General features: G+C 70.7%; 21 protein-coding genes. 7 read left to right on the forward strand and 14 right to left on the reverse strand.

Annotated elements, in window-relative coordinates:
- Positions 1-63 precede the first annotated feature (63 nt).
- Both ACWD4G_RS21365 and mgrA read right to left on the reverse strand, forming a co-directional pair.
- Entirely contained in the window at positions 64-474 is a 411-nt protein-coding gene (locus ACWD4G_RS21365) for a hypothetical protein (RefSeq protein WP_451295643.1), read from the reverse strand.
- A gap of 409 nt (positions 475-883) precedes the next feature.
- Positions 884-1,882, reverse strand: a complete 999-nt coding sequence (gene mgrA / locus ACWD4G_RS21370) for an L-glyceraldehyde 3-phosphate reductase (protein ID WP_451295645.1) — start codon at positions 1,880-1,882, stop codon at positions 884-886.
- A gap of 113 nt (positions 1,883-1,995) precedes the next feature.
- Here mgrA and ACWD4G_RS21375 point away from each other — a divergent pair, with 113 nt between their 5' ends.
- Positions 1,996-2,886, forward strand: a complete 891-nt coding sequence (locus ACWD4G_RS21375; protein WP_451295647.1) for a LysR family transcriptional regulator — start codon at positions 1,996-1,998, stop codon at positions 2,884-2,886.
- Between the two features lie 103 nt (positions 2,887-2,989).
- Positions 2,990-3,538 carry a mycothiol transferase gene (locus ACWD4G_RS21380; RefSeq protein ID WP_451295649.1) on the forward strand — a complete coding sequence of 183 codons (549 nt, stop codon included), beginning with the start codon at positions 2,990-2,992 and terminating at the stop codon, positions 3,536-3,538.
- On the opposite strand, the gene ACWD4G_RS21385 is transcribed toward ACWD4G_RS21380, so the two are convergent.
- From ACWD4G_RS21385 to ACWD4G_RS21420, 8 genes are all read right to left on the reverse strand, one after another.
- Positions 3,487-4,605, reverse strand: a complete 1,119-nt coding sequence (locus ACWD4G_RS21385; RefSeq protein WP_451295651.1) for an adenosine deaminase — start codon at positions 4,603-4,605, stop codon at positions 3,487-3,489. The two genes, ACWD4G_RS21380 and ACWD4G_RS21385, sit on opposite strands and share 52 nt — an antisense overlap.
- A 65-nt stretch (positions 4,606-4,670) precedes the next feature.
- On the reverse strand, positions 4,671-5,063 hold the full coding sequence (locus ACWD4G_RS21390; RefSeq protein ID WP_451295653.1) for a VOC family protein: 393 nt from the start codon (positions 5,061-5,063) through the stop codon (positions 4,671-4,673).
- Positions 5,064-5,424: 361 nt separating this feature from the next.
- On the reverse strand, positions 5,425-6,657 hold the full coding sequence (locus ACWD4G_RS21395) for a hypothetical protein (RefSeq protein WP_451295655.1): 1,233 nt from the start codon (positions 6,655-6,657) through the stop codon (positions 5,425-5,427).
- A gap of 78 nt (positions 6,658-6,735) precedes the next feature.
- A complete protein-coding gene (locus ACWD4G_RS21400) occupies positions 6,736-7,665 on the reverse strand; it encodes an aldo/keto reductase (protein ID WP_451295657.1) in 930 nt (309 codons plus the stop codon).
- 84 nt (positions 7,666-7,749) lie between these two features.
- Entirely contained in the window at positions 7,750-8,637 is an 888-nt protein-coding gene (locus tag ACWD4G_RS21405) for a glycoside hydrolase family 19 protein (protein WP_451295659.1), read from the reverse strand.
- A gap of 217 nt (positions 8,638-8,854) precedes the next feature.
- Complete coding sequence (locus ACWD4G_RS21410; RefSeq protein ID WP_451295661.1) at positions 8,855-9,610, reverse strand: response regulator transcription factor; 756 nt, start codon at positions 9,608-9,610, stop codon at positions 8,855-8,857.
- 344 nt (positions 9,611-9,954) lie between these two features.
- A complete protein-coding gene (locus tag ACWD4G_RS21415) occupies positions 9,955-10,482 on the reverse strand; it encodes a MarR family winged helix-turn-helix transcriptional regulator (RefSeq protein ID WP_451295663.1) in 528 nt (175 codons plus the stop codon).
- 40 nt (positions 10,483-10,522) lie between these two features.
- Positions 10,523-11,407 (reverse strand): hypothetical protein, encoded by an 885-nt coding sequence (locus ACWD4G_RS21420; protein WP_451295665.1) that lies wholly within the window; start codon positions 11,405-11,407, stop codon positions 10,523-10,525.
- A gap of 313 nt (positions 11,408-11,720) precedes the next feature.
- Here ACWD4G_RS21420 and ACWD4G_RS21425 point away from each other — a divergent pair, with 313 nt between their 5' ends.
- Positions 11,721-12,764, forward strand: coding sequence for an acyl-CoA dehydrogenase family protein (locus ACWD4G_RS21425; protein ID WP_451295667.1), 1,044 nt, complete (start codon positions 11,721-11,723; stop codon positions 12,762-12,764).
- A gap of 81 nt (positions 12,765-12,845) precedes the next feature.
- Here ACWD4G_RS21425 and ACWD4G_RS21430 read toward each other — a convergent pair whose 3' ends face one another.
- Both ACWD4G_RS21430 and ssuE read right to left on the reverse strand, forming a co-directional pair.
- Positions 12,846-13,994 (reverse strand): LLM class flavin-dependent oxidoreductase, encoded by a 1,149-nt coding sequence (locus ACWD4G_RS21430; protein WP_451295669.1) that lies wholly within the window; start codon positions 13,992-13,994, stop codon positions 12,846-12,848.
- 169 nt (positions 13,995-14,163) lie between these two features.
- Entirely contained in the window at positions 14,164-14,718 is a 555-nt protein-coding gene (ssuE, locus tag ACWD4G_RS21435) for an NADPH-dependent FMN reductase (RefSeq protein WP_451295671.1), read from the reverse strand.
- A 567-nt stretch (positions 14,719-15,285) separates the two neighbouring features.
- Between ssuE and ACWD4G_RS21440 the strand changes: the two genes are divergently transcribed.
- The 3 genes from ACWD4G_RS21440 to ACWD4G_RS21450 all read left to right on the forward strand — a co-directional run bounded on the left by ACWD4G_RS21440 (position 15,286) and on the right by ACWD4G_RS21450 (position 16,972).
- On the forward strand, positions 15,286-15,726 hold the full coding sequence (locus ACWD4G_RS21440; RefSeq protein WP_451295673.1) for an SPW repeat protein: 441 nt from the start codon (positions 15,286-15,288) through the stop codon (positions 15,724-15,726).
- Between the two features lie 316 nt (positions 15,727-16,042).
- Positions 16,043-16,615: a hypothetical protein gene (locus tag ACWD4G_RS21445; RefSeq protein WP_451295675.1), complete on the forward strand. Its 573-nt coding sequence runs from the start codon at positions 16,043-16,045 to the stop codon at positions 16,613-16,615.
- Positions 16,616-16,708: 93 nt separating this feature from the next.
- On the forward strand, positions 16,709-16,972 hold the full coding sequence (locus ACWD4G_RS21450; protein WP_451295677.1) for a GlsB/YeaQ/YmgE family stress response membrane protein: 264 nt from the start codon (positions 16,709-16,711) through the stop codon (positions 16,970-16,972).
- A 151-nt stretch (positions 16,973-17,123) separates the two neighbouring features.
- On the opposite strand, the gene ACWD4G_RS21455 is transcribed toward ACWD4G_RS21450, so the two are convergent.
- On the reverse strand, positions 17,124-17,918 hold the full coding sequence (locus tag ACWD4G_RS21455) for a GNAT family N-acetyltransferase (RefSeq protein ID WP_451295679.1): 795 nt from the start codon (positions 17,916-17,918) through the stop codon (positions 17,124-17,126).
- Between the two features lie 256 nt (positions 17,919-18,174).
- On the opposite strand from ACWD4G_RS21455, the gene ACWD4G_RS21460 reads away from it, so the two are divergent.
- Positions 18,175-19,332, forward strand: a complete 1,158-nt coding sequence (locus ACWD4G_RS21460; protein WP_451295681.1) for an acyltransferase family protein — start codon at positions 18,175-18,177, stop codon at positions 19,330-19,332.
- On the opposite strand, the gene ACWD4G_RS21465 is transcribed toward ACWD4G_RS21460, so the two are convergent.
- Complete coding sequence (locus tag ACWD4G_RS21465) at positions 19,310-20,179, reverse strand: GNAT family N-acetyltransferase (protein WP_451295683.1); 870 nt, start codon at positions 20,177-20,179, stop codon at positions 19,310-19,312. The genes ACWD4G_RS21460 and ACWD4G_RS21465 overlap by 23 nt on opposite strands.
- Positions 20,180-20,481 lie beyond the last annotated feature (302 nt).

Raw genomic sequence — 20,481 nt, forward strand, 5'->3', positions numbered from 1 at the left:
GTGCCCCGTTGTGCGCCCCAGGGGCCGGCGTACGGTCTCCGCGGCCAGGCAGCGGGGGCCCGGTCAGGCGGCGGGGGCCGCGATCCGCTGGGCGATGCGCTGCATACGTACGGCGTCGACGGACTCGGCGAGCAGTTCGTACTCGGTGGTGTCGTCGTTGGTGGCGATCCGGACCAGGTTGCCGGCGGCCAACTCCTCGGCGACCAGCTCCTGTTGGCCGCTGTCGGCGGACCAGGCGCGCAGCAGGGCGGGCACGTCGGGCACGGTGTCGGCGACCGGAACGACCGCGTTCGGCGGATAGTTGGGGTTCTCCGGCCGTGGGTCGAGGCGCTCGGCGATCCATAACGCGCGGTCGCGCATCCACCACAGCGCCAGCGCGAGGGTGGGGGCTCTGTAGGTACCCAGCGGCACGCCGACGCGCCGGCCACCGCACACGCCGTACGCGGTGACATGGCACAGGAATTCGTCGTGCACGCTTCACTCCCCCGTTCGCAGCGTCGAACGCCGTCCGGACCGCCCGCCGAACGGACTCACTCTCGTCTCGCGGATGTGCTGGTCGTACACACGAGCCGATGGAATGTCACACAAAGTGACGACGTGAACGCAGGTAGGGACGCCCTTGGTTCACGACTCAATCGCCCTGTCAGTCGAGTATCGACACTCCTGACACTCTGTCACCACGTGAATTCGGCCAGTCTCCTGGCATATGCGTGACGGCGATTGGCTGAAACGCTACGCACACCCCTCCGACCGGGGGCTTCGCCGGGGGCCGCCTACCCCCGGCTCGCCGTCTCATACGGATGCCGTCGCCGGAATGTTCAGCGACGGCACCCACGATCATGAGGAGCCTCGCCGCTCCCGGCGGTCGTACCCGAAAGACGTGTCAGCCCTTGCCCTCGATGATCGCGTCGATGCGGGCCAGTTCGTCCGCCTCGAAGTCGAGGTTGTCCATGGCTCCGGCGCAGTCCTCGACCTGGCGGGCGCTGCTGGCGCCGATGAGGGCGGAGGTGACCCGGCCGCCGCGCAGCACCCAGGCCAGGGCCAGCTGGGCGAGGGTCTGGCCACGGGACCCCGCGACCTCGTCCAGGGCGCGGAGCCGGCCGACCAGGTCCTCGGTGACGGCGTCGGAGTTCAGGAAGGGGCTGTCGCTCGCGGCGCGGGAGCCCTCCGGGATGCCGTCGAGGTAACGGCCGGTCAGCAGGCCCTGCTCCAGCGGGGAGAAGACGATGGAGCCGACCTGGAGTTCGTCGAGGGCGTCGAGCAGGCCCTCGGTCTCGGGACGCCGGTCGAGCATGGAGTAGCGGGGCTGGTGGATGAGGAGCGGGGTGCCCAGCTCGCCCAGGATGCGGGCGGCCTCACGGGTCTGCTCCGCCGAGTAGTTGGAGACTCCGACGTAGAGCGCCTTGCCCTGCTGCACCGCCGAGTGCAGGGCGCCCATCGTCTCCTCCAGCGGAGTGTCCGGGTCGGGGCGGTGCGAGTAGAAGATGTCGACGTAGTCGAGGCCCATCCGGGCGAGGCTCTGGTCGAGAGAGGAGAGCAGATACTTGCGGGAGCCCCACTCGCCGTACGGGCCGGGCCACATCAGATAGCCCGCCTTGGTGGAGATGACCAGTTCGTCGCGGTACGCGGCGAAGTCGGCCTTGAGGGCCTCGCCGAGCGCGGACTCGGCGGAGCCGGGCGGCGGGCCGTAGTTGTTGGCGAGGTCGAAGTGGTTGACGCCGAGATCGAAGGCGCGGCGCAGGATCGCGCGCTGGGTCTCGACGGGCCGGTCGGGGCCGAAGTTGTGCCACAGGCCGAGGGACAGCGCCGGCAGCTTCAGCCCGCTGCGTCCGGTGCGCCGATAGGGCAGGTCCGCGTAACGGTCGGGGTGTGCGGTGTACAACGCGACTCCAGTCGGGGTTGGCACAGTGGGAAGCGGTTCCCACTCTTTCGCGACCTGGGGGCATTGGTCCAACAGAAGAATCCGATGGGATTCAGCGTCTACGCTTCTCAGTCATGGAACTGCGCCATCTCCAGCACTTCGTCGCGGTCGCCGAGGACCAGCACTTCACCCGGGCGGCGGAGCGACTGCTGGTCTCGCAGTCGGGTCTGTCGGCCTCGATCCGGTCGCTGGAGCGGGAGTTGCAGACGCCGTTGTTCGTGCGGACGACCCGGCGGGTGACGCTCACCCCGGCCGGGCGGGCGCTGCTGGCCGAGGCGGAGCGGATTCTGGCGCAGGTGCGGTCGGCCCATGAGGCGGTGGCGGCGGTCCAGGGCGTGCTGCGGGGCATGCTCGCGGTCGGTTCCGAGCAGTGCGTCAAGGGGGTGCATGTGGCGGGGCTGCTCGCCGGTTTCCGGCGGACGCACCCCGATGTGGAGATCTGCCTGCGCCAGGCGGGCTCGGCCGCGCTCGCGGAGGAGGTCGCGTCCGGGCGCCTGGACCTGGCGTTCGCCGTGCGCAGCAGCCAGGAGGACACCGACCAGCTGCGCGTCGTACCGCTGACCGCCGAGCCGATGACGGTGCTCTGTCACCCCAGCCACCGGCTCACCGTCTCCGAGACCGTCGCCGTGACGCCGGACGACCTGGGCGGGGAGGTCTTCGTGGACTTCCACCCCGACTGGGGCACGCGCCGCACCACGGACGCCGTCTTCGCCGCCGCGGGAGTCCGCCGGACCGTCGCCATGGAGGTCAACGACGTCCACAACCTCCTCGAACTCGTCGACGAGAACCTCGGCATCGCCGTCGTCCCCCGCCACTTCCGCCACAAGCGGGCCTCGCTGAAGGCCCTGCCAGTCGAGGGCACGGGCGAGACCGTGTACGAGACGGTCGCCCTGCTACCGCCGCCCGAGGCCACCAGCCCGGCGGCCCGAGCCCTGATGACCCAACTCGACTCACGGGCCGACTGACCCTTCGGCATCCGCGCGGCCGGGCGGTGCGGCCATCGGCCGGTGACGCGAAACAGCTGACGCGTACGGTGCGGGCGCGGCCCCCGTGCTCGATGGTGAACGTATGGATGTGAAGGACGTTCTCATCGACGCGTACGGACGGGTCAGGGACGAGGTCCACGCGGCCGTGGGCGGGCTGTCCTCCGAGGAGCTCGCCGCCCGGCCCTCCCCCGACTCCAACTCCGTCGCCTGGCTGGTCTGGCATCTCACCCGAATCCAGGACGACCATGTCGCCGATGTCGCGGGGCGCGAGCAGGTCTGGCTGGCCGACGGCTGGGAGAAGCGTTTCGGCCTGGGACTGGGCGAGCGGGACACCGGCTACGGGCACAGCGCACGCCAGGTCGCCCGGGTCCGGGTGGACTCGGGCGACCTGCTGCTCGGCTACTACGACGCCGTGCACGAGCGGACCCTCGACCATCTGGGCGGGCTCACGCCCGAGGACCTCGACCGTGTCGTGGACGAGCGCTGGGACCCGCCCGTCACCCTGGGTGTCCGTCTGATCAGCGTCGTGGCCGACGACCTCCAGCACGTCGGCCAGGCGGCGTACGTCCGGGGACTGGTTCAGCGCGACGCGGACGACGGTGACGAGGACGACGAGGCCGCGGACCCGTAGCCCGGCAGGACGACGTCCCGGATGAGGGCGCCCCGCTCGTCGTACGGCAGGAAGGCGCTCTTGAGGGCGTTGACAGTGACCGTGCGCAGATCGCCGAGGGTCCAGCCGGCCTCCTCGACCAGCAGGGACATCTCGCGGGTCATCGTCGTGCCGGACACCAGCCGGTTGTCGGTGTTGAGGGTGACGCGGAAGCCGAGGTCCTTCAGGGCCGTGATGGGGTGCTCGGCGATCGAGCCGGCCGCGCCGGTCTGGAGGTTGGAGGTGGGGCACATCTCCAGGGCGATTCGGCGGTCGCGCACCCAGGAGGCGAGGCGGCCGAGCTTGCCGTCCACGATGTCCTCGGTGATCCGGACCCCGTGGCCGATGCGCTGGGCGCCGCAGACCTGGAGCGCCTGGTGGATGCTGGGCAGTCCGTGGGCCTCACCGGCGTGGATGGTGAAGGGCACGTTCTCGCGGCGCAGATGCTCGAAGGCGGCCAGGTGGTCGGCGGGCGGGAAGCCGTCCTCGGCGCCCGCGATGTCGAAGCCGACGACACCCGCGTCCCGGAACGCCACGGCCAGATCGGCGGCCTCGCGGACCCGGTCGAACATCCGCATCCCGCACAGCAGCGTGCCGACCCGCACCGGAGTCCCCTGGGCCGCCGCCTTGGCCATACCGGCGGCCAGCCCCTCCTGCACGGTCTCGACGACCTCCGGCAGGGTCAGCCCGCCGTTGGTGTTCAGCTCGGGGGCGTAGCGGACCTCGCCGTAGACGACGCCGTCGGCGGCCAGGTCGAGGACGTACTCCTCGGCGGTGCGCAGCAGGCCCTCACGGGTCTGCATCACGGCGAGGGTGTGCTCGAAGGTGGCTATGTACCGCACCAGGTCACCGGAGTTCGCGGCCTCGTAGAACCAGGCGGCCAGACCCTGCGGGTCGGTCTCGGGCAGGGTGTGGCCGACCTCCGCGGCGAGTTCGACGAGGGTCGCGGGGCGCAGACCGCCGTCGAGGTGGTCGTGCAGCACGACCTTGGGGAGGCGGCGGAGGGTGTCGGTGTCGAGTGCGGCGGTCTCTACGCGCGTAGCAGTCATGGCGGGTCTTTCTTGGGCGGGGCGATCGGGCAGGAGAGGGGGCAGCGGGGAGCGAGAGGCAGGCGTCAGTCGGCGGGCTGGAGGAGGTCCCAGCGGTTTCCGTACAGGTCCTCGAAGACGGCGACCGAGCCGTACGGCTCATGGCGCGGCTCTTCCAGGAAGGTCACGCCCGCCGCCAGCATCCGGGCGTGGTCGCGGGCGAAGTCGTCGGTGTGCAGGAAGAAGCCCACGCGTCCGCCGGTCTGGTCGCCGACCCGGTCACGCTGTGTCTCTCCCTTGGCCCTGGCGAGCAGCAGCCCGACACCCTGTCCGTCGCCGCCCGGCTCGACGACGACCCAGCGGCTGCCGTCGGGCCGGGCCGTGTCCTCGACGAGCCGGAAGCCGAGCGCCTCGGTGTAGAAGCGGATCGCCTCGTCGTAGTCGGCGACCACGAGGGTGACCAGGGCTATGCGTCTCATCGGGACCTTTCGGGGTGACGCGGGGTTCCCGGGAGGTTATACGTAACACCGATCGCTCGGCAACTGGGATCTCCTGGACCTTGCCGGCGTGCGATGCGGACCGGGACGCGAGAGGCCCCCTGCCGGGCAGGGGGCCTCAGAGCCTGTGTCATATCCCCGGTCGGATCAGCGCGGGGCGTCATGGGGGTCCCCCGCGCGAGGTTGTTCGAGCGTGAGGGAGGAGCTACTAGGCGTTTCGGCAACGCCGCTGGGGGTCCCCCCACGCCCTTGAGGCAGTGGGGGAGTGCGTGCCAGGCGTCGCGCGCCCGGCCGGGGATATGACACAGGCTCTCAAGAAGTCATGCCGTCGTGGTGCCCCGGATCAGGCGCCCGGCGATGCCTTGCGCAGGGCGGTGATGCAGGTGTTGATGGCTTCCTGGAGTTCCTGCAGACGCTGGAGCATGTCGTCCTCGTAGATGGCGTCGAGGTCGACGGCGTCGTCGAGGGTCAGCTCCTCGAAGACCTTGGTGGCCTTCTGGAGGCTGTTGTAGAACTTCGTGCGGCGTTCCTGGACGCGCAGTTCGGGGTTGGACTCGACGGTCTGGACGACGAGTTCCTTGACGGTGTCGTACGCCTCCGTCGCCCACTCGCCGGTGTCCTCGTTCTCGTCGAGTTCGTCGATGAGGGAGAGGTGGCGCTCGGCCTCGGCGCGCAGCTCGGCGGGGGCGTCGATCACCTGGCCCGCGGGGGTCTTGACCTGGCCGTTCTCCACGATCTGGCGGACGTAGCCGATCCGGCTGGCGGCCTGGGTCTCGCTCGCGACGGCCTTCTTCAGCTCCTCGGTGCGGGCGATGTCGCGGGCCAGTTCCGTCTGGAGGGAGGTGTCCTCCTTCAGCCGGTCGAGGAGGGCGGTGCGGGCGGCCTGGGCGGTGGAGGGGTCGGCGAGGATCGCGGCGCGCAGCGCGGTGGGGTTCTCGGCGACCTCCAGGGCCTTGGTCGGGCGGATGCCCTCGGCCTCGGCGGCGGCGGTGATCGCGGTGCCCCGGTCGGAGGTCGCGCTGTTGCGGGAGCTGTAGTAGGTCAGCCAGACGTCGGAGTCCGGCAGGTCGACCTCCTGGCCGGGGGCGAGCGCCTCGAAGTGCGGGACCATGCCGTCGTCGGCCGCCTTGTCCCACGCCTTGTAGTAGCGCATCACCCGCTCCGGGGAGCACCCGGCGAGTTCCGCGAACCGCTTCGCGGACACCTTCACCGTCTCCCCGGGCAGCTCCCCGCCGGGCCGCACGCTCCGCGCGACCTTGAGCGCGAACGCCCAGCCGCCGGTGCGCGCGTAGACCCCGAACTCCTGGGCGTCACGAACGACCTGCTCGTCCACGGGCTCGCCCTCTTCGGTGGGGGCACCGGACGGCTCGCCCGACGCCTGGGCGGGGACCTCAGGCCCGGCCTGGACGGTCGTTCCGTCCCCGGAGGCGTTCGACGGGGCCTCGGTGTCGGCGGCGCCCGGCTCGACCCAGAAGCCCTCGTCCCGCGCCGGCACTCCCCCGGTGGCCTCCGGTGCGGCGGGCGTCTCGTCGGCGGGGGGTACGGCCGATGCGGAGTGGGCGGTGGCTACGCTCACGGGGGCTCTCCCGGGGTGGTGACGAACAGCAGGAACAGAACAGGCAGCCTATATGAACCCGTTGGTGCCGCTTTGCCCTTACGGCTCTGCCGGGCCTCCCGAGGGTCGCCCTCGCCTCGTCGCGTCCAGCCGGGCCACCTCGTCCGGGGTGAGCCGGAGGGCGCCCGCGGCGATGTTCTCTTCGAGGTGGTCGGGGTTGCCGGTGCCGGGGATGGCGAGGACATGGGGGCCCTGGTGGAGGGTCCAGGCGAGTCTGATCTGGGCCGGGGTGGCGTCGTGGGCGCGGGCCACCGTGAGCGGTTCGTCGTCGTGCGCCGTGCTCGCCCCCTCCGGCCCGGCGTCGCCGGCGATGGCGTAGAACGGCACGAAGGCGATGCCCTGTTCGGCACAGAGGCGCAGCATGGCGTCGGCGTCGGGGTCCGGTCGGTCCAGGGCGTACCGGTTCTGGACGCAGACGACGGGGGCGATGGCCTGGGCCTCGGCGAGGTGACGGGGTTCGACGGCGGAGATGCCGAGGTGGCGGACGAGCCCGGCCTGTCTCAGTTCGGCGAGGGCGCCGAAGTGTTCGGCGATGGAGTCCTGTCGCATGCGGCGCAGGTTGACGACGTCGAGGTGGTCGCGGCCCAGCTGGCGGAGGTTCTCCTCGACCTGGCCGCGCAGTTGGTCGGGGCGGGCGGCGGTGCCCCACTCCCCCGAGTACTCGCGGTGCGGCCCGACCTTGGTGACGATGACGAGGTCGTCCGGGTACGGGCCGCCCAGCGCGGTGTTGATCAGTTCGTTGGCGGAGCGCAGCGAGGAGAAGTAGAAGGCGGCGGTGTCGATGTGGTTCACGCCCAGCTCGACCGCGCGTCTGAGCACGGCGATCGACCGCTCCCGGATGCTCGGGGTGCCGAGATGGAAGGCGGCGCTGCCGGTCAGCCGCATCGCCCCGAAGCCGAGTCGACGCACGGACAGCTCGCCGAGTCTCCAACTCCCGGCGGCGGACGCGGTGATCGTCTTCGAGGTCACCGGAGCAGTCTCGCACGCCCCGCGCCCGCCGCCTCACGTCTAGGTCATGCCCATGACATACAGATCTGCCGGGGCCGACCTGGTTCAGCAGTACAGATTGCCGCCCGTCGGCACCCCGAGGATCTGGGTGAACCGCTGGTAGTTGTCGACCCGGCTCCGCACCTGCGCCGGGTTCTTGCCGTCGCACTCCAGTGAGCCGTTGATGCTGCGGACGGTGTGGCCGAAGCCGGCGCTGTTGACCATCGCGTTGTGGCCGGTCATGGTGCCGGGGCCGGTCTGGGTGTTCCAGTACCACAGGGCGGTCTTCCAGGCCACGGCCGCGTCGTTCTGCACCAGCCAGGGGTTGCCGAGGAGGTCGAGGCCGAGGGCGTCGCCGGCCGCCTTGTAGTTGAAGTTCCAGCTGAGCTGGATGGGGCCGCGGCCGTAGTAGGCGGCCTGTCCGGCCGGGCAGCCGTAGGGGCGGCTCCAGTCGCAGTAGGTCGGGTAGTTGGCGGTGTTCTGCTCGACGATGTGGACCAGCCCGCCGGTCTCGTGGCTGACATTGGCGAGGAAGGCCGCCGCCTCCTGCCTGCGGACGGTGTCACTGCCGGTGGTGGCGAAGGCGGGGTAGGCGCTCATGGCCGCGCGGAGCCCGCCGTAGGTGTAGAACGAGTTCCGGCCCGGGAACATCTGGTTGAACTGCGCCTCGCTCACCACGAACCCGGACGGCGTGTCCGGCCCGCTCTCGCAGGCGTACGGCTCCCAGTACCAGGTGCTGATGGTGGGGTCGTACCCCGGGTTGTCGTGCTCGGCGATGTACGCCCTGCCGTCGGTGTAGCGGACGATGTCGCCGGTGACGTAGGCACGGCCGGCCACCCAGCCGGGATAGCTCGAACAGGGCGCGGCGGACGCGCTCTGGGCGGGCAGCAGCACGGGGGCGGCGGTTCCGATGAGGAGTGCGGTCAGTAAGGCGGGCACACGGCGTCTCGACACGGGATCAACTCCTTCGTGGAACACGGCCGCACCCGGCGAGGCCCGTGGGACATGGCACCCGGGCAAGGCCCGTGAGGACATGACTGCGGCGGAGCCTCGCGCGCACGGGCCGGCGGGGCCGGCCACGGCGTGGGGGCGGCCGTGGTGGGGGGTGTGGTGCCACACTCAACCGCGTTGGTCTGTACCAGTCAAGGGTGTAGACCAGTCAATGGGCCGATCATGGGCGCGAGTCGCCCCGTTCACCCTGCTCAGGCCGGACATGGGGGCAGCCGAACCGGTAGCCGAAGCCTCGGCGGGTGTGGATCAGGGCGGGGTCCTCCTGGTCGACCTTGCGCCGGAGCCGGGCGACTAGTTTCTCGATCGCGCCAGGAGGGCGAGCGGCGCCCCAGACATGCCGGCCGATCTGTTCCTTCGACAGCACACGGCCCGCGTTGGCCACCAGATGGCGCAGCAGCCGGTATTCGGCGGGCGTGAGGTGCAGCGGTCTGGTGCCGCGCCGCGCCCGGCAGGCGATGTCGTCCAGGACCAGGTCGCCGCAGCACGGCATGGCGTGGCGCCGTTCGGGTCCCCCTCGTTCGCTCAGCAACCGCAGGGCGCGGTCGAGGAGTTCGGCGATCCTGATCGGCTTGAGGATGTAGTCCGTCTGTCCGAGCCGGAGTTCGGGGACGAGGCGGTGGAGGGTGTCGTCGGCGGCCAGAAAGAGCACCGGGGGACGGTCCGCGGGTGCGCCGCGCCGCCCCTGGAGGAAACGCTCCTGGTCGGGCAGCGTGTTGTCCCAGACGACGAGGTCGTAGCGGTGGTGGGCGAGCCACGCCATCCCCTCGGCGCCGCTGACCGCCACCGAGGTGCGGCAGCCCGCCGATTCCATGGTGGTGGTGAGGAGTTCGGCGATGGCGGGGTCGTCGACGACGAGCAGGACATGGTGGCCGTCGCCGCGCGGGGGCGACGGCGTGTCCGTGAGCGGACTGCGCATGACGGGCCGTTCGACTGGGGCTGAGAGCCTGCGTCATATCCCCGGCCGGGCGTGCGACGCCTGGCACGCACTCCCCCACGCTCGGCTTCGCTCGCGCGGGGGGACCCCCATGCCGCGTTGCCGAAACGCCCTAGTAGCTCCTCCTCCACGCTCGAACGAACTTGCGCGGGGGCACCCCCATCGAGGGCGCTCCGGCGCCTTGCGATCGCACGCTCCCCCACGCTCGAACAACCTCGCGGGGGGGGACCCCATGACGCCGCGCGCTGATCCGACCGGAGATATGACACAGGCTCTTACGGGCGGGGCGACGCACGGCCGGGGACGGGCCGGGCCCGGGGTGGTCGTCAGCCGGTGGGGCGTGACGCGGTCGGCGGTTCCTCACGGGGGTCCACGGAGTCCTCGGCGTGTTCGATGAAGTCGTCGGCCAACCGGCCGAAGAGATCGGCGAGTTGCCGCAGATCGTCGTGCGACCAGCCGGACAGCACCGTCCCGATGCCACGCCGGCTCGCCTCCCTGATGCGCTCGGAGGCCGCCAGCCCGGCCTCGGTGACCTGGACGAGCTGCGCCCTGCGGTCGTCCGGGTCCGGCACGCGGATCACATGGCCGGCGTTCTCCAACTGCCGCAGTTGACGGGTGACATGGGAGGCCTCGACGGAGAGCCGCACCGCCAGCATCCCCGGGCGCGTCGGCTCACCCTCGGCGAGGTTCCGCAGAATCCACATGGAGGCGCGGTCCAGCGACAGTCCGGCCTCGGCCATCCTTCGCTCGTGCTGACGGGCGCCACCGGCGAGGTAGGCGATACGGGTCAGGAGCCGCTCGATCTCGGTCACGTCCGTCGAGACGGCCGCTGCGGTGGGACGCGGTAGGGACATACGACCCACCGTAACAGATGTTTGCCTAAGTCAATCAACATCAGAGAGTGACGCTGATCCGGTCCGTCCCATGGCCGATGTGGGAGACGAGCAGACCTTCGCCCGAGACCTCCGCGTACTCGGCGGTGTGGTACCGCAGGACGCGACCGGCGTCGGCCCCCTTGCGGACCTCGACGGTCCAGCGCAGCTCATGGAAGAAGAACCAGTCGTCGAAGTGCTGCTTGACGACCTCGATGGCACGCACGGCGCAGTGGGCGTAGAACTCCCTCAGGTGGGCCTTCAGTTCGTCCGCGGTGTGCAGTTGGGTGAGGGTGCCGGCGCCCGCGACATAGTCCCGTACGCCGGTCTGGATCTCGGGGTGCGCCCTGGCGACGATCGCGTCGATGTCGGCCTTGCGGTAGGCGTCGAGCAGTTCGTCGTGCACCCCGGCCACCGCGAACCGGCCGGCCAGCGCCCCGTCGGCGGGGTTGCCCGGCAGGGGGTCGTGCTGGGTCCGGCCCCAGAAGAGCTCGCCGGTGATGCCTTCGGAGCCCATCGTCGGGAACAGCACGATGATGGGCCGCTCGCTCTCGGCGCCGGTGTTCTTGTCGCGCCCCCGGCCCGAGCCGCTCACGAACGTGTACCAGGAGGTGTTGATCTCCGCCACGGGCCGGATGCCCACCACGGCGGCGTACCGGTGCATGGCGCGGTAGCTGCCCTCGATGTCCTCGTAGGTGGCGACGATGCGCTGCGTCGGGATCTGCTTGCCCTCTTCGAGGACGGGGACGACGGTGTAGGCGTACGGTCCGCTGGGCGCGAGGGTGGCGAGGATGTCCTCGACGACGTCGACGTACTCGGCGTGGACGTGCTTCCACGCGACCGTCGAGGACCTCGTCTCCAGGTCCGAGGTGACGAGGAGTTCCTCGGCCGTGGCCCGGTCTTTCATGGTCTGTCTCCTTAGCCGGGCCGAGTGGCCCTGGAGGGGTGGGGGGAACCGTCGCTCGGAGAGCGTCCGGGGCCGCGCGGCCCCGGTGATCACATGGAAGCGCAGCCGGCTGACCGCTCCCGGCCGACAACCTGACAGAAGGCCGACGTGACACAGGTCACACACACAGGAGGTCCAAGCACGCGGGAACGGTGGGGCGGCGCGGGGCGGGTGTTGCGTGAGGGGGAGCGGGTGGCGCGCAAGAGGGGGCGGGTGTGATCTTCCGGTCGAAGAATGGGTGATCTTTGCGTGCGGGGGCGGGGAGAATCAGTACATGACCACGTCACCGCACCCCCTCGTCGTCCAGGCGCGCAGACTCGCCGCCGAGGTGCTGGCCCCGCAGGCAGAGCGTGTCGATCAGGACGGGGTGCCCGCGAGCCATATCGAGGCGATCAAGAGGTCGGGGCTGCTCGGGGTGAACGCCCCGGTGGCGTACGGCGGGTCCGGCGCCCCGACCTCCGTGGCACGGGAGACCGCGGAGATCCTGGCCGGCGCCTGCTGCTCGACCTGGTTCGTGCAGACCCAGCACTACACCCCCGTACTGACTTTGATGAAGAGCGAACTGCCCGCCCGTGAACGCCTGTTGGGGAAGCTGGCCACGGGTGAGCTGCTGTCCGGGGTCGCGTACGCGCATCTGCGGAGGTATCCGCAGGTCCCGGTGCGGGCGGTGCCGAAGCGGGGCGGGTGGCGGTTCCACGGGACGGTGCCCTGGTACACCGGGTGGGGGCTGAACGATGTGATGCTGCTGGCCGGGGTGACGGACGCGGACGAGGTGGTGTTCGCGTTCACGGACGCCGAGCCGCAGTCCGGTCTGAAGGCGTCGGCGCCGCTGCGGCTGGCGGCGGTCACGGCGTCCCGTACGGTCTCGCTGCAACTCGACGGGCTGTGGGTGCCCGAGGAGAACGTGGCCCTGCACGCCCCGTACGAGACCTGGGCCGCGGGCGACCGGCCCAAGCCGACCAACGCCTCCCCCGCCGTGTTCGGGGTGGCCGAGTCGGCGCTCGCGCTGCTCGACCAGAACGACCCGACGACCAAGGCGCTGCGTCTGCGCGTCGACCGGGTGCGACGGCAGGCGTACGCGCTGGCCGATCATCCGGCGCCGCACGAGCACATGGAGGAGCGGCTGGATCTGAAGATGAAGGCGTTCGACCTGATGCGCACGGCGACGACCGCCGCGGTCGTGTCGGGCGGCGGCCGTTCCCTGACCCTCGACAACCAGGCCCAACGACTCGCCCGCGAGGCCATGTTCCTGCTGATCCAGGGCCAGACGCCCGAGGTGCGCCAGGCACACCTCGGGTCGCTGTCGGGGGCGTACTGATCCCTGCGGGCGCTCCGGCCGACGGTCCTCGCGTGCGCGGGGCGGCCGGTGTCGGAGGCGTTCGCGGCGTTCGGTGCTCGGCTAGCTCCCGAACGGCACCTGGGCGGACGAGGGCGTTGTGGGCGCCACGAAGGGGTGCTGCCAGAGGCCCCGGGCGGCGAGGCGCGGCAGGACGCCCTCGCCGAACCAGTACGCCTCCTCCAGGTGCGGATAGCCGGAGAGGATGAACTCCTCGATGCCCAGGGCGTGATACTCCTCGATGCGCTCGGCGACCTCGTCATGGCTGCCCACCAGGGCGGTGCCCGCGCCGCCGCGCACCAGGCCGATGCCCGCCCACAGGTTGGGGTGGATCTCCAGGGCGTCGCGGTTGCCGCCGCCGTGCAGGGCGAGCATGCGCCGCTGGCCCTCGGACTCGCTGCGGGCGAGCCCGGCCTGAATGCTCCGTACGGTCTCGGGGTCGAACCCGGCGAGCAGCCGGTCGGCCTCCGCCCAGGCCTCCGCCGAGGTGTCACGGGTGATCACATGCAGTCGGATGCCGAAGCGCGGGCTACGGCCTTGCCGCGCCGCGAGGGACCTGACCCGGGCGATCTTCTCGGCGACCTGCGCGGGCGGCTCGCCCCAGGTGAGATAGACATCGGAGTGCCGGGCGGCGATCTCACCGGCGATGGGCGAGGAACCGCCGAAGTAGACGCGGGGCACGGGGTCGGGCAGTCGGGCGAGCCTCGCGTCCTCGACCCGGAGGTGCTCACCGTGCAGATCGACGGTCTTGCCGTCCCACAACCCCCGGACGATCTCCAGGAATTCACCGGTACGGCGATAGCGGTCGTCCTTGTCGAGGAAGTCGCCGTAGGCCCGCTGTTCCTGGCTCTCGCCGCCGGTGACCACATTGAGCAGGAGCCGTCCGCCGGTCTGCCGCTGGAAGGTGGACGCCATTTGGGCGGCGAGGGTGGGCGAGACGGCGCCGGGCCGGAAGGCGACCAGGAATTTCAGGCGTTCGGTGTTCTGGCTGACCATCGCGGTGGTCAGCCAGGCGTCCTCGCACCAGGCGCCGGTGGGGGTGAGCGCGCCGACGAAGCCCAGGCCCTCGGCGGCCCGCGCGATCTGGCTCAGATACGCCACCGTCGGCGGCCGGTCCCGCCCCGACTCGGTGGCCGGGGTGCCGTGGCCACCGCCGACGACATGACGGCTGTCGCCGTTGGTGGGCAGGAACCAGTGGAAGGTGAGGGACACGGGGGATCTCCGATCGGGGTGGGGCCGGGCCAGGGGAAGGAGTGGTGATCGCGGGGGTGCGTGACGGGAGCGGGCGTGGGTGGCAGGAGCAGGCGCAGGTAACGGGAGTAGGTGCAGGTGACAGGAGTAGGTGCAGGTGACGGAAGCAGGCGCAGGTGACGGGCGGGGCTCAACTCGCGGCGGCCAGTAGGGGTGTTCGGCCGAGGGCGGTCAGGAACTGGTCGACGACCTGGTCCAGTGCCTCGGCCGTGGTCGGGGCGACCGTGACCTTGCCGTCCTCTCCGACCGTGATGTCCTTGTCGAGCGTGAACCAGCCGGGAACGATGTGCCGGGCGCCCATGGAGCTGAGGACCGGGCGCAGCGCGTAGTCGATGGCGAGGACATGGGCGGTGGTGCCGCCGGTGGCCAGCGGCAGCACGGTCTTGCCGGTGAGGGCGTACTGCGGGAGCAGATCGAGCAGGGCCTTGAGGACGCCGGAGTAGGCGGCCTTGTAGACGGGGGTGCCGATGACGATGCCGTCGGCGCGTTCGAAGAGCTCGGTGGCCTCGACGATGGCCGGGTGCCGGAAGTCCGCGCCCAGCAGCGCTTCGGCGGGGATGGTGCGGACGTCGAGCGGGACGACCTCGTGGCCCTGCGCGACGAGGCGGGTGTCCAGGTGCCGCAGGAGCTTCGCCGTGCGGGAGGAGACGGAGGGGCTGCCGGAGACGGACAGGACGGTGGCCATGAGTCCTCTTTCTGGAAAATCTCTGGAATCCGCAGCGACCTCCTGGCGCGGAGGGCGCGCGGAGGGCGGCGAATTACGGCATGCCGAATTCCACGGCCGCCCGGCGGCACGGGAATGCGGGCGATGAAGGAAGTAGCGAGGGAAGAGAAGGAAGAGCCCGACTCACGACCGCGACGCTCGGCGGCGGGTGAGGGGCGGGAAGGGGGCGGCGGCTACGGGGAGATCAGGCCGCGACGCAACAGGAGGCGCTGGAGACACGCGCGAGGTCGACATGGCATCGCCGCGTGAGGTCCAGTCGCATCTTCATGGGGTCGATCGTGACAGCGCCCCGGCGACATGGTCAAGGAAAAGCGGATCGATCTCGAATCCCGGACCGCGGGATTCCAGCCGCCGCGCTGCACCTCACCAGCGACACCGCTTCACCCCTCACCCTCCCCGCCCTCCCCACCCTCCGACCCCACGACCTCTACACATAAAGGCGAAATAAGCGCAGAATGAACGTACGCGGCGCTTACCGCATACCCCACCAGACGCGGTCAGGCCTGCAGAGTTCGAAGGAGTCGAGTCATGGCGAACCTCTCACACGGGCGTGACATCACCACCCACCCCGATGTAACCGAAATGCAGGCTCGGTACGCCCGCATGCTCGGAGGCCGCGACGTGGCACTCGTGGACGGACCGGTGTTCCTGCTCGGTCTGTACTGTGCCGTGTCCCCGTGGATACTCCACTACACGACCAGCCAGCCCCCGCTGGTGGTCCACAACCTGATCGTGGGCATCGCGATCGGCCTGCTGGCCCTGGGCTTCACCGCGGCACCGCAGAGGATGTACGGCCTGAGCTGGGCCATGTGCGCGGCAGGGGTCTGGATGATCATCGCGCCATGGGTCGTCGGCGACAGCCCGGACGCCGGAGTCGTGGTCAACAACATCATCATCGGCGCTCTGGCCCTGATCCTGGGGATGATGTGCGCCGGCGTCGCGGCGAGGAACACATCGCGCACGCCATAGACACGACGAGACGCCCGCGAGGGTAACGACGGCCGACCCGCCCAGCCGGGTCGGCCGTCACCGTTGTGCCGATCCACCAGGCCTGGACCTCCTGAAGGGAGACGGGCCCCGCCGTACACGTTTCACGTGAAACACACCGTGACCACCCATGCACGATCAGCGATCAACTGGTCCCGGGCCAGGGGATATTGATTCGCCGCCACCCCGTCTCCCCCTGCACACTGACGCCCGTTGACTCGAAACGTTGGCTCGGGGGGTGCGGGTTTGGAGCAACTGCGCACGGCCGAACCTCCACTTCATGGGAGTGACAGGCTGGATGGACCACACGGAAGTGCTGTTGATCGGCGGCAGGGCAGGGGTCGGGAAGACGACCGTCGGCTGGGAGGTCTCCGACCTGCTGCGAGTGGGGCAGGTCGCGCACGCGCTCATCGAGGGCGACTTCATGGCACAGGTCCACCCGGCGCCGCAGGGCGACCCACGCCGGGCCGACCTCGCCGAACGCAACCTCACGGCGGTCTGGGGGAACTATGCTGCGCTGGGGTACCGGCGGCTCATCTACACCAACACCCTCAGCGTGATGCCCGACACCGAGGGCGCCTTCCGGCGGGCCATGGGCGCGGACGTACGGATCGTCCGGGTCCTGCTGACCGCCACCGACGACACCACCGAGCGGCGGCTGCGAGGGCGGGAGATCGGCTCCGAGCTGGAACGGGAGCTGCAGGGCAGCCTCCGCAAGGCCCGCCTGCTGGACGAGCGGGCCCCCACGGACACCCTGCGGGTCTCGACCGACGGGCGCTCGGTCGTCGACATCGCCACGGAGGTGTTGGCGGCCACGGGCTGGCTGGAGGGGCCGGGCACCCCGCCGCCGTCGCCGCCAGGGGCGTCGTGACGTCGAGGAAGGTGAAAGTGGAACGGACTGCACCCGTCTGCGAGGGGCACTCGTATGAGCGCGGGGACCCGGAGGAGAAGGGGCGTAGTCCAGATGGAGATAGACGGAATCATCAGCGCCATCGTCATTGGCATCGTCATCGGCGTACTGGGACGGCTCGTCGTACCCGGCCGTCAGCGCATCGGCATTCTGCTGACGATCCTTGTCGGGATCGTCGCCGCGTTGATCGGCTCCGCGATCGCCGCGGGGATCGGCGTGGCCGACACCGACGGTGTCGACTGGGTCGAGTGGCTGATCCAGATCGGCCTCGCGGCACTGGGCGTCGCGGCCCTGGACCGTACGAAAGCACGCCGCTGAGAGTGAGGGGGTGAGGGTGAGGGCCGCTGATACGAAGGGGCTCATCACTTCGCAGCCCGCCCCCCAATCAGTGGCCCTCACCCCACCGACCCCGACCCCACCGAAGACACCTCGTCCGTGCGCGTCACACCGCCCACCCGGTACGCCGCCCCTACGCGGCCGCCTGTGACCCCGCCTCGTACACGTACGGTGTCGTGGTGGTCAGCGGCTCGAAGCCCAGGCGGGCGAGGATGTCGCGGCTGCGGGCGAGGGCGTCGACCTGGACATAGCGGTAGCCCCGGTCGGCGGCGACGCGGGCGCGGTGGGCGACCAGGGCGCGGTAGACGCCGCGCCCTCGCCAGCTCTCGACGGTGCCGCCGCCCCAGAGGCCGGCGAAGCGGGTGCCGGGGACCAGTTCCATACGGGCGGCGCTCACCGGCTCGTCGCCCGCGAGGGCCACGACGGCGACCACGGTGTCGGGGTCCTCGGTGAGATGGGCGAGGAGCTGATGGCGCATACGGGAGCTGTCCGTGCCGAAGGCCTTCTCATGGACGTCGGCCACGAGGTCCACGCCCTCACGGTCGGTGACCGGCAGGATGCGCACGCCCTCCGGCGGCTCGACGTCGAGGCTGAGGTCGGCGACCTCGGCGACCATCAGGGTCTCCTCGGGCGCGGGCGTGAACCCGGCCGCGCGCAGTCGCCGGCCCAGGTCGACGGGGAGGTCGTGGCCGTACAGCTTCCATTCGAAGTCACGGCCGAGTCCGGAGAAGTACCGGATCTGCTCGGCGAGGGCCGCGTCGGCGTCGGCCTCGGTCAGGTCGGACCAGACGATGCCGCTCCAGCCCTTCTCGGAGCCGACCTGACGCACCACCGATCCGACGCGCTCGATCCGGGCGCCCGGACCGTCGGGGCGGGCGCCCTCCCGCATGTCCCGGTCGAACAGTGCCAGCACAGCAGCGTGATCCATACGTTCACTTCATCATCACTCGTTCGCCCTGGCAACGGAATTCACTCGCTTTCTCACGCGCGGAACCGGACAATGCGGCCCGCTCCATGAGAGGACTGTCGAACGGACCCGAACCGGCGACCGACGCCACCGAGGACGAGCCATGACGCGCGATGGCGAGTATGAGCGAGTAATGGCCAGTAATGGTGCGTGACATCGGTGGGACGGGGCAGGCGGTCCGGGTTCGCCGTTGTCGTCGACCGGAGAAGTTCTTTCGATGTCTCAAGACGTGGCACAGCACTCCCGTCCGGCCACCCAGGCCCCTCCGGACCGGGGGTCGCCTCCGGCGAGAGCGACGTCCCGGGACCCGTTCTTCGACAACGCGAAGTATCTGACCATCGTCCTGGTGGCCTGCGGGCACGCGTGGGAGCCGCTGACGTACGGCAGCCGGGCCACGCACGCCGCGTATCTGACGGTGTACGCCTTCCACATGCCGGCCTTCGCGCTGATCTCCGGGTACTTCTCGCGGAGCTTCGACATGGCGCCGGGCCGGCTGAAACGGCTGCTGACGGGGGTGGTCCTGCCGTATGTCGTGTTCGAGACGGCGTACACGCTGTTCTACCGCTGGGCACAGGACGACTGGGGTTATCCGCTGAGTCTGCTGGACCCCTGGTATCTGATGTGGTTCCTGATGGCGCTGTTCATCTGGCGGCTGACCACTCCACTGTGGCTGAGGCTGCGTCATCCGCTGGCGGTGGCCATGGGGTTGGCGATGCTGGCGGCGGTCTCACCGGACCTCGGCGGCGATGTGTCGATCCAGCGGGTGCTGCAGTTCCTTCCGTTCTTCGTGCTGGGGCTGACGCTGCGCGCCGAGCACTTCGAGCGCCTGGGTACCCGCCGGGTACGGCTGGTCGCGCTGCCTATCGGGGTCGGCGCGTTCGCGGTGGCGTACTGGGTGGCGCCGTGGTTCGACGCGGGCTGGTTCTATCACCGGGGCAGCGTCACCGGGCAGGGCGTGCCGCGCTGGGCGGGGCTGCTCAGCACGCCCGCGCTGTTCGCTCTGGCGCTGCTGCTGACGGCCTGCTTCCTGGCCTGGGTGCCGCGTCGGCGGCTGTGGTTCACGGCGCTGGGCACGGGCACGATGTACGGCTATCTGCTGCACGGCTTCGTGATCAAGTGGGCCCGTTTCCGGGACTGGTACGCGGCCGACTGGCTGCACACCCCCCTCGGGCAACTGGCGGTCACGGCGATCGCGGCCGGCGGCATCACCCTGCTGTGCACCCCGCCCGTACGCTCCGTCCTGCGCGGTGTCGTGGAACCACGGATGGAGTGGGCGTTCCGACAGAGCGACGCCGCCCCGGTCGAGCAGGCCGGGGCCGCCCCCGCCGAGCGAGGCGACAGCACCCCGTCGGCTAGCCGAGTTCCAGGGTCGTGATCCCGAAGACCCGCTCCCGGGCGTACGGCCGGATCGGCCCGGTGTACATGCGGGCCGTCTCGAAGGAGGGCGTCAAGCCGTACTCCTCGGCCAGGGCGACGGCCGCCGTGTTCGTCTCGGGCACATCGATGGCGAACGTCCGCCCCGCCGCCTCGGCGGCCAGCCCGGCGAGCAGGGCCCTGGCGTCCGTATCGGTGTCGGCGAACAGCGGTCCGATGCGCAGGGCGTCCCGGCCGGGGCGGATGACGCCGTAGCCGGTGAGCCGTCCGTCGACGACACGGGCCAGGGCCCGGTGACCGTCGGTGGTCAGCCAGCGCTCCAGGAAGCGGGGGCGGTCGGCGGGGCAGCAGGCGCGGTCGTACTCCTCGACGGCGCGTACGTCGTCGACGGGCAGGACCCCGTCGGGCAGGGCCGCCTCGGGGGCCGTGCCCGAGTACGCAGGTGCCGTGCCCGAGTAGCGGAAGGTGCGGTGGGCGTACGCGAAGCCGGACTTGCGGTAGTTGTCCTGCTGGGCGACCACTCCGTCGAGGCCGACCGTGCGGGCGCCGGCGTGGGCGAGGGCGGTCTTCCATGTGGTGAGGCCATGGCCCTGGCCGCGCAGATCGGGGCGGACGAGGTAGAAGCCGAGGAAGGCGTAGTCGTCGCCGTAGGTGACGACGGAGATCGCCGAGACGGGCTCGCCGTCGATCCTGCCGATGAAGAAGCCCTCGGGGTCCTGGGCGAAGAAACAGACCGGGTCGGAGAGCCCCGGGTTCCAGCCCTCCTCCCCCGCCCAGGCGGCGACCACCGCCCAGTCGTCAAGCGTGGCCCGGGTGACGACGAGGTCCTGGGTTCCCGGAGAGGTCATGGTGTGCGCTCCGATCGATGGGCTCGCGACGGTGACGATGACGGACGCGATGCGCGGCGGTCCGCGTCCCGTATACGGCCGCGCGTCCGCATCATCCTCGTCCACACCCTTCCCGCTCGCGACGCCGCGCCGGGCCGACATCGCGGGACAACGGGCTTTCCCGGCCGCCGAGTTCACGCGTACGAGTGAGGCCCGTCGGCGGTCATACGGTGTCGGACCAGCGGTCGTACGGTGCCGGAGGGGGCGCAGGATACGGCGGCTCCGGCGGTCCCGCTCGCCGGGAGGCGTGGGCGCGGGGCCCC

The organism is Streptomyces sp. NPDC002643 (assembly GCF_053592555.1).

Coding starts and splice junctions, on each gene's coding strand:
- ACWD4G_RS21375 (WP_451295647.1), top strand. CDS start 1,996: ATGGAACTGCGCCATCTCCAGCACTTCGTCGCGGTCGCCGAGGACCAG.
- ACWD4G_RS21415 (WP_451295663.1), bottom strand. CDS start 10,482: ATGTCCCTACCGCGTCCCACCGCAGCGGCCGTCTCGACGGACGTGACC.
- ACWD4G_RS21445 (WP_451295675.1), top strand. CDS start 16,043: ATGGACCACACGGAAGTGCTGTTGATCGGCGGCAGGGCAGGGGTCGGG.
- ACWD4G_RS21460 (WP_451295681.1), top strand. CDS start 18,175: ATGTCTCAAGACGTGGCACAGCACTCCCGTCCGGCCACCCAGGCCCCT.
- ACWD4G_RS21385 (WP_451295651.1), bottom strand. CDS start 4,605: ATGACTGCTACGCGCGTAGAGACCGCCGCACTCGACACCGACACCCTC.
- ACWD4G_RS21455 (WP_451295679.1), bottom strand. CDS start 17,918: ATGGATCACGCTGCTGTGCTGGCACTGTTCGACCGGGACATGCGGGAG.
- ssuE (WP_451295671.1), bottom strand. CDS start 14,718: ATGGCCACCGTCCTGTCCGTCTCCGGCAGCCCCTCCGTCTCCTCCCGC.
- ACWD4G_RS21440 (WP_451295673.1), top strand. CDS start 15,286: ATGGCGAACCTCTCACACGGGCGTGACATCACCACCCACCCCGATGTA.
- ACWD4G_RS21465 (WP_451295683.1), bottom strand. CDS start 20,179: ATGACCTCTCCGGGAACCCAGGACCTCGTCGTCACCCGGGCCACGCTT.
- ACWD4G_RS21380 (WP_451295649.1), top strand. CDS start 2,990: ATGGATGTGAAGGACGTTCTCATCGACGCGTACGGACGGGTCAGGGAC.
- ACWD4G_RS21420 (WP_451295665.1), bottom strand. CDS start 11,407: ATGAAAGACCGGGCCACGGCCGAGGAACTCCTCGTCACCTCGGACCTG.
- ACWD4G_RS21425 (WP_451295667.1), top strand. CDS start 11,721: ATGACCACGTCACCGCACCCCCTCGTCGTCCAGGCGCGCAGACTCGCC.
- ACWD4G_RS21450 (WP_451295677.1), top strand. CDS start 16,709: ATGGAGATAGACGGAATCATCAGCGCCATCGTCATTGGCATCGTCATC.
- ACWD4G_RS21410 (WP_451295661.1), bottom strand. CDS start 9,610: ATGCGCAGTCCGCTCACGGACACGCCGTCGCCCCCGCGCGGCGACGGC.
- ACWD4G_RS21390 (WP_451295653.1), bottom strand. CDS start 5,063: ATGAGACGCATAGCCCTGGTCACCCTCGTGGTCGCCGACTACGACGAG.